Here is an 11,876-nt window from a genome sequence, read left to right on the forward strand (position 1 = left end):
AATCATCTCCCCCCAACGTGGCCCGATTGAATCCAGACCTAGGTTCCCTGTGAGTCTTTCACTTAAAAAGGGGCAACTTTTATGAAGACTAAAGGGGCAATCACACAAGCACCGTCACTCGGGCACGTTTTCGCACAAATTGCGATCGTGACGCTGCTGAGCACCAACTTGCGACCGGTTGAGGGAGCGAAACCGAATTCGCTTGGAGCAAAACCATCTGATACGCGTCTGTTGAAGTTCGGCATGTCGACCGCTTTGAGCGGGCCGGCAGCGGAACTCGGTATCAATATGCGGCATGGAATTCTCGCCGCATTCGGCGAACCGGAGACAAGGAAGGCACTTCCTTCCACGCAACTGGAACTCATTGCCCTCGATGATGGGTACGAACCGGCCCGCACCGCCCCCAACATGCATCAACTCACTGGTGTTCACAATGTTCTAACCGTGGTTGGCAATGTTGGAACGCCCACCGCCATCACAGCCATCCCGATCGCACAGAAGTCAAACACGCCGTTCTTTGGCGCCTTCACGGGAGCCAGCGTTTTGAGAACACAGGATTCCAGCAACCTCGTTATCAACTACCGAGCCAGCTATGCAGAAGAAACGGCCGCCATGGTCGACGCTTTGGTGGCGAAAGGAATCCGAGCAGACGAGATTGGCTTTTTCACTCAAAACGATAGCTACGGCGACGACGGATTCTTTGGTGGTCTGGCCGCGATCCGCCGGCACCAGCCAGTCAAAGTATCGAGCGTTCCACATGGTCGCTATCGCCGAAACACGTCACAAGTTGAAGAGGGACTCGCCGATCTGTTGATGCATCAGCCTCTTCCGAAAGCGGTCATCATGGTAGGGACCTATGAACCCTGTTCGAAGTTGGTCCGCTTAGCACGCATGAATGACTTCAATCCTCAATTCTTGGCTGTATCGTTCGTTGGTGCCGATGCACTCCAACGATCTCTCGGTGACATGGCCAACGGGATCATCGCGACGCAAGTGGTTCCACACTTCGATAGCGATCTGCGGTTGGTCCGTGACTACCGTCGTGCGATGCAGACCTACAATTCCGAACTGCCGCTGTCGTTTGTGTCGCTGGAAGGTTACATCGTCGGACGCATCTTGATCAAAGCGGTTGCATCGATCCAAGGGGAAGTCAGCCGCAAAGCGATTGCGGAAGCCCTGCAAAGGCTCGGACAATTTGACATAGGCTTGGGCAGCCCCCTGACTCTCGGTCCAGACGACCATCAAGCCAGCAAAAAGGTTTGGCCTGTCTTGATTGGCGCCGATGGCAGCCAATCACTCGTATGGGAGGAGCTGTCCATTGAATAATTCAAACTCTATCGCAAGCGGCACGCCCCCCAAGAAGTCAAAGAACGCCCACGATGCTCAACGTAGAGTTCGCTGGCTGAGTGCAACAGCGGTTTGCAGTGGCGTTCTGTTCTTTGCCATCGCGACCGCCTTGTTGAACTGGCACGAAGACAGCCGAACCAAAGCAGATTTAATCGAAGCTCAGGTCAACGATGCGAGGCTAGCAATGAGCCGAGTGACGGTCAGCCGAAACAAAGAGTGGACGGAGCTGCTGTCGGATTCGGCCGTTACGACCGACGCACCCTTGGTTCACCTGGGCAATCATTGGCACGAAGAATTGCTGCTGGTCCAAAGCACTTGCGATTCTCTCAACGCTGCCCTTGATTTCCAGGGCGACGAACGGCTGCAGATCAAAGCTGCACCGTTGAAGGAATGGAACAACCGGGCAGAAATCTGGAAGCGTCGACAAATCTATCTGACAGCAATGTCGGAACGACGTTTCTCGGAGTTGGACCGCACGCTCGTCGATTTGTTGCAAACCGCTGACAAAAAACGGGGCATACACCGCCTCAATCTGGCGCTTGGGTTGCGGAGCCATCTTTCGAACCAGCCAAAACCCATCGCGGAGATCATGAGGGATTGCGCCGGTTCGACGCTCACCAATCAGCTCAGCGGTGATATCAAGCAACTACGTTTCAATCTCAGCCAATTGATAGCGACTCCCAATGTCGATGACTTGACCGATATGAGTCAAAACCATATTCGCCCTATTTTGTTGCGGTTGAAGGCATCAACCGAAGAGCTCGGGAAATCGAAGGTAATCGACGAAGTCGAATCGACCATTTTTGATCCGATGACGGATCACATCGAACCAAGGAAATCACCCGGCTCCTTCACCGATCATTTGCCCGGACTCCTGGCATTGCAGTTCGCTCTCGCTGAAAGCAGGTCCGAGCGTGAGAGACTTGTCGAACTCGCAGCTGAGCACGCTAGCATGTTCGATGAGCAACGAAACAAGCTTGCTTTGGCAGGCGCAAAACAAAAAAACCGATACTCGGAAAGCTTTGCAAAAACACTCAAGACCGTTTGGGGAGTCAACCTCGCATCCGGAGCAATTCTAGGACTGATCTTCCTCATTCTCACGCGAAAGGTGTCGAAAGACATCGCAATGCAGGTCGATGCGATTGATCACACGGCAACCGAGTTGGCAAACGAGCAGCTCTTGCTGGGCTCGGTGCTTTCCAATTTGCCGATCCCGCTCTTCTGGAAAGACCAAATGGGTTGCTACCAGGGATGCAGTCGCTCTTTCGCTCAATGGATGGGGCTGACCTCCGAAGCGGACATTGTCGGAAAAACCGACGCTGAACTTCCCTGGGAAATCGGAACTCGCGAGCACAAGATTGCCTTGGAAAGTTCGATCATGCGTTATGGGATTCCCATTAAGAACCAAGAGATGGCAAAGCATCGTTCGGACGGGAGGTCCTTCGTCGTGCTCGCCAGTAAAACGCCACTACGCAACCTGGAAGACAAGAGCGTTGGTCTGGTGGGCGCCTACATTGACATCACGGAACGCAAGGCTGCAGAAGAACGACTCAATGGGTTGGCAAAAATTCAAGCCGAATGTCCCAGCGAGATCTACGTGTTTAGCACGCACAACCTTGAACTACTGGAACTCAATCACGCCGCCTGTCAAAACCTGCTGGTGGATGAAACCGGGTATCGCGGAAAAGGCCTTCCTGACTTTCTTGACGCGACAAACGCAAAGAAACTGAAGAAGCATCTGCAGCCCATCATCCAGGGCGATGCCGTTGAAGTGGAATACGAATCAACCCACCAACGAACCGACGGCACGACCTACCCGGTTCACGTCCGAACGCTCACCATCGAGCACGAATCCAAACAGGTGTTCGTTGCCTGTGCAACGGACATGACGAGCTACAAAAAGCTTGAAAACAAACTTGCTCAAGCTCAGAAGCTGGAGTCGATTGGGCAACTTGCCGCTGGCATTGCTCACGAAATCAACACTCCAATGCAGTGCATCGGAGGCAACATTGATTTCCTGCAAGAACACTCCGGTCGTCTACTTGCTGTCGTCGACACCTTCCAAGAACTGCTGAAGATGAGCCCGGAGAGCAGGGAAAAAAGAATTGAGACTGCTCTCGAGATGCTGAAAGAAAATCGTTTGAACTTCATACGTTCGCAGTTCCCGATGGCGATCGAAGAGACATCAACAGCCGCCAGCCGAGTTGTCGAAATTGTGCGGGCAATGAGAGTGATGTCGCACCCCGGGTCGCAAGCCAAAAGCGACACGGACATCAATGCTCTCATTCATGACGCAAGCATCCTCAGTCGCAATCGATGGAAATGCGTCGCTTCGGTGGAGCTGTCGCTCGCGAGTGATCTACCAATAATCGGTGCCTTGCCCGCTGAACTCAGCCAGGTCTTCCTGAATCTAATCATCAATGCGGCGGATGCGATTGGTGAAACACTGAACGACGATTCAATCGAACTAGGCGAGATCGATGTCACCACCCGATTCGACGACAATCACGTCTATATAGAAATCAGGGACAATGGTCCAGGAATGTCAGATGAGGTCAAAGCCAAAGCCTTTGAACCATTTTTCACGACGAAAGAGGTCGGCAAAGGAACCGGGCAAGGGTTGTCCATCACTTACGACGTCATCACCAAACTGCATCAAGGGACGGTCGAGATCCAAAGTGAACTCGGCGAAGGAACCCTGTTCACTCTGTCCCTTCCGCGAGAGACAAAGCAAACTGATTCTTCGACAAACGCCATCGCGGTAGCACCGATGCCCATGCCGGCCATCGACGCTCCGATCGCACTCTCTTGAAAAGCCCGAACTACCGCCCAAACAATCGATCGATCCGAAGCTTTTCGATTCCTTTGTTCAGACTGTCTTCGAGCTGTTGTTGGCCGCGGCCGATCTGTTCCTGAAGGAAATTCGCGCCGGCATCCTGTGCGGCTCGAGTTCCCATGTCCGCCATGATCCGCTGGATACCAGACGAATCCAACTGTGGACGATCCAAAGTCCCACTGACTGGAATGGTGATGGTTTGACCGGTCAACATACTTAGATCGCTTCCCATCCATGATGCATCCAGTGGGATTTGAGCGATCAAATCCAACTGCCCATTCATCGTCACGCGGCCGCTGGTGGTCACCTTGGCACGATCAATTTCCAATAGCAGTGCGCGGTGATCCACGACTCCGCCGGCGACGTTGAACTCGATCGTTTGAGCTGGCATGGTGATCAATGTCCGTCCGCTGCGAGGCGGGTTGGCACGTGATCCAATAGCAGCGAGAGATTGCAACTGCCGGGCACCTGCGATGACCTGATCCGCCAACGGTCCGGCGTTCATACGAACTTGATCAACTTCCAATCTGCCTCGAATCGTCGATTGATTCGGATTGTCGATGGAGACCATGCCTTGTTCGAGCGTCGCACTGAAGGTGCCATCCACTCGAGCGGCATCTGCTGCGATCGGAGCGATGTACTTCAGCCACTGGCCGGTGATCTCGGGCGTGAGCTGAACATTCTTGGCAATCGGCCCCGGCTTCAGATCGATCCAAATGGCAGGGCGATAGTGGACGTCTCCGGCCAACAAAAGCTTGCCATTGGCAGCCGAAGCCATCCCGTTCGTTTGATAGGTGGCCGGATCATTCGGGTCGTAGTCCAGCGGTGCCACCACCGGGCCGTATTGTTGCTGCACGTAGCGACTGGCACCCAGAACCGGAATCGTACTCGGAGCAATCGAGACGACCGTTTCGGTCATTTGGAAAGGCACTTCCGCAGGACCGAACCACATTCCAGCCGTATCAACGCTTTCCCAGCCCAAGCTGCCATTCACGTTGAATGAAACCTGGTCCTTGGGACCTTGCTGATACTCCAATTTCAATGGAGTCGAGTGAATTCCCTCGGCGATAATTGGTGTTCCTGTCAGCTCGGCGAGTCGACTGGCCACCTCATCCATCTTGAAATTCGCGGGGCCCTCCATGCGGACAGATTGCTGATCGCCTTTCCAATCAACCGTTCCCGACAAAGTCGTCGCGAACCAATCGCCAGCGATCTGCATGGCCTTGGCCTGCAGTGACGATTCGACCCGGTTCCATTCCGCTCGGCCATCGACACGCAGATTCGGCTCCGCCCAGACGACTCGCTTGGTGCTGCCAAAGTTGACCGACGTCGGCGGGACGGTCTCCACCAGCTCAAACTGTTGTCCCGTCAGGTGCGAGTCTAAAAACAGCACAGCCGGATCACCCGTGGCCACGACGCTGCCTTCCATTTTGCCTCGCAGCAACCACTCGCTCGACGCGGCGTTGTTGGCTGTCGCGTTTCGGTAAGCAACTTGTTGAGCCGACCGTGATTGAGAATTGGATTGCGATAGGCGTGGATTTTTTGGACGAGTCGCGAGACGCTCGCGGACACTGGTCTGCAATCGTTCCAGTTCCGCTTGCCACGCGATTTCGATATCGGTCATGCCGCCAATCCATTCACCCTGAATCGCAGCGGAGGCAGCATCCCCAGCGACGGTCAAAGATCGGATGATGACGTCTTGCTGTGGATAGCTCGCCTTGCCATCGAAATGCATTTTGACCAACTGTTGTTCCCAGATCTGATCCGACATTGGAACTTCGAGCTGAGTGATTTGGGCATCCACGGATTCCAGCAACGCCGCACCGGACTGACTCAGCCCTCCTCGTGCATTGAATCGAAAACCACCCTGCAGTGATTCGTAGCCCGCCGGCATCCAAGGTGCCAAAGTTTGTGCGATTGCATTGAGCTGACCTTGGCCGCTCATGCGTAACGGAATCAAACGGTTGGCATCCAAACCCGAGATCGCTTGGACCAATTCAACATCGGCTTCCAATCCATTTCCGAGAACGTTTAGTTTTCCGCTGGTCAATTCAGCCAAATGTCCACCGCCGCTTGGTTGCCAACGACCTGTCACATCCAGTTGAGACTGCAACGATGAAGGTTGAAAGCTTTGCCCGGGAGTCAGCTCGATTGCTAGTCCGGTCATCCGGCCATCGCCACGCAAACGCCACATTCCGTCGTTCTGAGCATTCCATTGCAGACCGCCTTGGACGTTGCCTTCCAAGCGTCGTTCGTCCAAGTCAATCAGTGGACGCAGAATACGAGCGAGCTTTCCGAAATTGATATCCACATTGGCGGATCCGCTTCGCAGGTCACCTTGGCCGTTGACCGCAGCGAAAGGACTGTCGAGTTGGAACTGTTCCGCGAAAAGCCTTTGGGAATCGCTTGCGACGATCGCAAGCACATCGATGGGTGCAACACGTACCTCGCCACCATCGGATTGAGCCTGAATGACGCCACTGCGAATGTTCAATCGGCGGCGACGAACGTTCTCGCCTCGAAGTGCCGTTGAGCCTGAATCCGCGAGGGGTTCGATGCGAGCTTCGACAATTCCGTCGACCAAAGTGACCCCGTTTCGCAGAGGCAACAACTCGGGCAATGCACGTCGCAATCGCGGCAAGTCAACTTGAACGGTCGCGGTTGCGTCGACTTGATTCAGCCACGCCAATGGATTCGTCGAAGCCCCCGCCAACGAAACGGAATCGGGGAACGAACCGTTCATTTGAACGCTAGCAAAGTCCGTCTTCGCGTTGATCTGTTGGGCGTTGAGACGTCCGCCGCGAATTTGCAAGTCGCCATCGAACGTTGCTAGCTCGTTGTCCCAAAGCTTCCTACCGGTTTGCGAATCTGCCGCAACCAGGTTTCGCACATACAATTGACGCAAGGAAAGGTTAGGCTCGCCAGCTCCTGTCAGTATCAGCTGTGTTCTGCCAGAAACATCGCCCGTGATAGCCGTCGGCAACTCGCTGCCGGGAAAACGACGCTGAGCAAGAGCGAGAACGGACAGCGGAAGAGAATCCGCATCAATCTCCACCGCAAGCTGCTCATTGGCTGCAGACGCATTCGTGGAATCCATTGCCAATTTAACGTGCCCGGCCAGCGACCCGTCGCCACCACCGGGCTGGCTCAAGACACCATCAAAGGTGACATCCAGCAACGATGCGTCGAGCGTGGCATCCGCGTGAGATTGGCTCAGAGTCCACGTTTGGTTGGTTGCCAGGTCGGTCGCTTGAACAGCGAGATCTTGCAGTTTGACTATGCCTCGAGGAACGAAGGCGGATGGTTCGCTGCTGGGGGCCAGAAGCTTGGCCAGGTCCTGTTCAATGGAAGTGGTTCCATTGCTAACTGTGCAGGAAAGCTGAACACCGCGAACAAGCACTTCACCAAATTGCCCCGATTGAGGTTCACCCGACCAAAGGTTGCTCAGCGAGATGGAGGTTTGCAAATCATCCACGGAGATCTCGGATCCGCCGGTGCGTCCCACCAGATGCAGGCCTCGAACTTGAAGAGGCGTCAACCAACCGATTTGCATCGACTCAACGTCGGCGTCCAAGTCGTACGAATCGAGCGTTCGCACCAACAAAGAACGTCCCATTGGCGAGTGACTGACGAGACTCGGAAGAGCCCCCACTGCAAGAATGACGAACGCCAGCAGCACCAGCACAAGCGTTCGCTTGCGTTGCAGTCGGCCTTGCCGGCGACTGCGGGTGCGAACTTCCTGCGAACGTTCCATGACACCTAATTTGGCATCGAGGTCGTAGTCCCGGCTCGCTTTGCGTCGCATCGCCATCGATCCAATCCGTGAAAAGTAAGCCGCATCCCCTTCCATCGTGGTGCGGCATGGCGAAGCATACCCATTTTTGTCAAACGACCCCAAGAGACGTTTTTGAAGCCTTCGCGGGACGGGTGCATGACTCAGGTTGCGAAGAAGATTCGTGGGTGATGGATCGTTGCCGCGGTGACGATTGCACTCGCACCATGGACGCGAACATCGTCGCATCGCACTTTCAGTCGGCGCAGAAAAAAAGCTCCCGGAAAGTACGAGGTCCTAGGGGGGCGGAGGACAACGCGCTTCTGTTCCGGGAGCCGGTGGGCGGTTTGTTCGATCAAGTGAGCACATCCTTGTGATCACCAACCGAACGTCCGTCATTTCAAAATCCTAACAAGGGTTTTCAGGTCGATCCGTGACCATCAAAAACGTCTTGAGAATCTCGCAGCCAGCCTTTCAATCGCAATCAAAAGACGACCAATGCGAGATGCAATTTTGAAACATCGCACGTCGCAATCGGACCGGGTTGGAGGTCCGTTTGCGACGATGGGGGCAACTTAGCCGGGGCCGCTTTCGTGGGTCAAGCCGAGTTCGTAAAAACTCTTTCAGGTTCTCGATGGTCCTTTGACTCCGATTCATTTTGGTCCCGAAAATCGTTTAGAATCAGCGTGAAAACTTTATCGATTTTCTTTTCACTCCCGCCAAAGCCAACTCCTTCAATGCAGTTCTCTTCACATTCCAAAGCGCAGAAAAATTCACAGGTTTCTACGGGTGATCCCTCATCTGCCGCGTCACGTTCCGCCGAGTTGCGTCATCACTCTGCAGCGACATCGGATCACCGAAGCTTGATCAACGCGACTGGCTCAAGTGCTTCGGCTGGTCAATTGCTAGCAAACCTCGTTCGTCGCTCATTCTGTCTCGTGCCGGTCGTCATGTTGCTGGCCTGCGCTGGCTGCCAGCCTCCAGCGGACACGTCAGCCGACTCAGGCAACAAAGAGTTGCACTTCGCGGTCATCCCCAAAGGCACCACGCACATTTTCTGGCAATCCGTCAAACATGGTGCGGAACAAGCCGGCGAAGAGATCAACGCGAAGATCACGTTCCGGGGACCTTCCAAAGAGAACGACCGTGATGAGCAAATCAATGTCGTGCAAGGATTCCTGAACGCTCGAGTTGACGGAATCTTGCTCGCTCCATTGGATGCCGACGCTCTGGTCCGTCCGGTGAAGGAAGCGAGTCGTGCCGGCGTACCGGTGGTGATTTTCGATAGCGGATTGAACACCGACCCGGACGATTTTGTTTCCTACGTCGCGACGAACAACTTCGAAGGCGGCAAACTGGCGGGCGAGGCGATGGCAAGCGCCTTGGGAGAAAAGGGCGGTGACGTGATCTTGCTGAGGTACGAACAAGGCAGTGAAAGCACTCACCAACGCGAAGAGGGTTTTCTGTATTCCATCGCCGAGTACCCAAACATCCGAGTTTTAAGCAGTGACCAGTACGCTGGCACCACCACGGAATCCGCCATCGACAAAGCTCAGGCGTTGTTGAATCGATTTGGCGAAGAAGTCGATGGGATCTGCACCGTTTGTGAACCAACCGCCGAAGGAGCCCTGCGTGCGCTCCGCGAGCGGAACCTGGCCGGCAAAGTCAACTTGGTCACCTTCGACAGCAGCGACTCGCTGCGAGACGCACTGTCGGCTGGCGATGTGCAGGCGATTGTGCTGCAGGATCCCGTCGCGATGGGCTACAAAGCAGTCAAAACGATGGCGGCTCATCTTCGTGGAGAAACGCCCGAGCAGTTCATCGACACCGGTGTTTTTGTCGCAACGGCAAAGAACCAAGACGACCCAAACATCTCGCGACTCTTGCGTCCCGCCATCGCAAGTGAGTGAGTTCAGGTGGACGCGGATGCGTTTGCGGGGCGGAACCCAACAAAAATTGCGTTCCCGCCGCATCTGATCAGTGTCGCAAACGACAGTCAGAGGATAGACTTCCCGGCATGAACAGAATGAGAAATCAACGCCCACCGCGTACAGGACGCGGATCACGACCCGCTCGCTTCGAAGAGCCTGTCGACACAATCGCTCTACTTGAATCCGTCGGACCGGTAGAAACGCCGCCAGACATGGATTCCTTCGATGAATTGGATCTGTCGCCGGTTATGCGCCAAGCGGTGAAGGACGCGGGATTCACAACGCCCTCGCCGATCCAAGCCGCTTTGATCCCGCATGCCTTGGATGGCAGAGACGTGATCGGGCAGGCCCGAACGGGTACCGGCAAAACTGCCGCGTTCGGGATTCCGATCCTCGAGCAGCTGGATTCCTTGGAAGATTGCCGCGACCCGCAAGCGATTGTGATCGTCCCGACTCGTGAGTTGGCCGATCAAGTTGCCGCGGAAGCCGAAAAGCTCGCTCGTGGCGTCCCGACCGAGATTGCAGTGCTGTCGGGTGGCAAAAACATGAACCGCCAGCTTCGTCAGCTGGAAAATGGAACACAACTTGTTGTGGGGACCCCCGGTCGAGTGCACGACCACCTTCAACGAGGCACTTTGCGCACTGACAAAGTGTGGTGCGTGGTGCTGGACGAAGCCGACCGCATGCTCGACATCGGATTCCGGCCGCAGATCGAACGGATCATGCGGAAATGCCCTCGAAATCGCCAAACCTTGCTGCTTTCGGCCACTTTGCCGCCGGTTGTTCGCCGTTTGGCGGAGAGCTACATGCACGAACCAGTCGTGATCGATTGCTGCCGTGATGAAATGGCTGTCGACACGATCGAACAGCGCTACTTCACCATTGCCCAGGACGACAAAGTTCGATTGCTGGAGTCGCTGCTGAAACGCGAAAAACCTGAACAGGCGATCATCTTCTGTCGCACCAAGCGTGGAACCGATCGCCTGCACAGAAAGCTGGCACATGAATACGGAAGCGCCTGCGGTGCCATTCACGGTGACTTGCAGCAGCGCGAGCGTGACCGCGTGCTTCAGAAACTTCGCGACGGCAACTTGAAGTTTCTGGTTGCAACGGACGTTGTCGGCCGCGGAATTGACATCAGTACGATCTCACACATCGTCAACTTTGATGTCCCCCAAGATTGCGACGACTACGTTCACCGAGTCGGCCGAACCGGTCGAATGGGCCGAGATGGTGTCGCCTATACCTTTGTCGTGCCTGGTGAAGGCGACATCCTGACCAGCATTGAACAACGGATCAACAAATTGCTGATCCGGGATCAAATGGATGGTTTTGAATCGCCCGCTGAGAAAGCAGCAGCGGTTGCCGCGGCGGCGCCCGAGCCAGAGAAAGAGGTACGGCGCACCCTCAACCCTATGACACGAAAACGCCGTCGCCGGCGCTGATTTCTACCAGGGAACTTTTTCGCAGGCCCAACGTCCAAGTTGACGCAAGAATGTGTCGATTGTGACGGCTGTGAGTTGCGAGACCTCTGACCCACCGTTCCCGCCCCCTCTTGTGGGCGTACCTCTCGGGTCGATTTCGTCATCAGAACCGGTGCAATTGGCACATTTGTCCAACGAGTGAACGCTGCGGTAAGTAGCGATGACGCAAAAATTTGCGACGTTATTTACCCCAACTATACTCATCGGACTGATCGCGCGAGCTGCGCCCCAATTGCCCGACATCGACGTCGGAGCGATCCCCAGCAACGCCGTGTGATCAGCCTTGTCATCCACGACTGATCTTTGATTGGCCGCAATTCCGCGGTCCGTTGAAGTTCCGAGATTCACAACAAGTTCGGCGGATTGGGTTGGAAATTGGCTGTTTCGGAAGCCAATGAAGGCCCAATCTCTGGTCTGCCTAGAAGGTTCGGTCTATGACCTCGCGTCAGCGAAACACAGTGTCTCCGTCCACGGAAAATGCCTCTTCCCGCGATCGTGCGCCATCG

General features: G+C 55.1%; 5 protein-coding genes. 4 read left to right on the forward strand and 1 reads right to left on the reverse strand.

What is annotated here, in order from left to right:
* Positions 1-243 precede the first annotated feature (243 nt).
* Both CEE69_RS07540 and CEE69_RS07545 read left to right on the forward strand, forming a co-directional pair.
* Positions 244-1,326: an ABC transporter substrate-binding protein gene (locus CEE69_RS07540; RefSeq protein WP_233214946.1), complete on the forward strand. Its 1,083-nt coding sequence runs from the start codon at positions 244-246 to the stop codon at positions 1,324-1,326.
* Positions 1,319-4,159: a PAS domain-containing sensor histidine kinase gene (locus CEE69_RS07545; RefSeq protein WP_233214950.1), complete on the forward strand. Its 2,841-nt coding sequence runs from the start codon at positions 1,319-1,321 to the stop codon at positions 4,157-4,159. Before CEE69_RS07540 ends, CEE69_RS07545 begins: the two co-directional genes overlap by 8 nt.
* Positions 4,160-4,169: 10 nt before the next feature.
* Here CEE69_RS07545 and CEE69_RS07550 read toward each other — a convergent pair whose 3' ends face one another.
* Entirely contained in the window at positions 4,170-7,988 is a 3,819-nt protein-coding gene (locus tag CEE69_RS07550; RefSeq protein WP_233214958.1) for a hypothetical protein, read from the reverse strand.
* A 791-nt stretch (positions 7,989-8,779) separates the two neighbouring features.
* Between CEE69_RS07550 and CEE69_RS07555 the strand changes: the two genes are divergently transcribed.
* Together CEE69_RS07555 and CEE69_RS07560 are read left to right on the forward strand one after the other, a co-directional pair.
* Positions 8,780-9,865 carry an ABC transporter substrate-binding protein gene (locus CEE69_RS07555; protein WP_390179964.1) on the forward strand — a complete coding sequence of 362 codons (1,086 nt, stop codon included), beginning with the start codon at positions 8,780-8,782 and terminating at the stop codon, positions 9,863-9,865.
* Between the two features lie 116 nt (positions 9,866-9,981).
* Positions 9,982-11,331 (forward strand): DEAD/DEAH box helicase, encoded by a 1,350-nt coding sequence (locus CEE69_RS07560; protein ID WP_099260175.1) that lies wholly within the window; start codon positions 9,982-9,984, stop codon positions 11,329-11,331.
* Positions 11,332-11,876: the final 545 nt, after the last annotated feature.

Origin of the sequence: Rhodopirellula bahusiensis (assembly GCF_002727185.1) — a bacterium.
Taxonomy (GTDB): Bacteria; Planctomycetota; Planctomycetia; order Pirellulales; family Pirellulaceae; genus Rhodopirellula; species Rhodopirellula bahusiensis.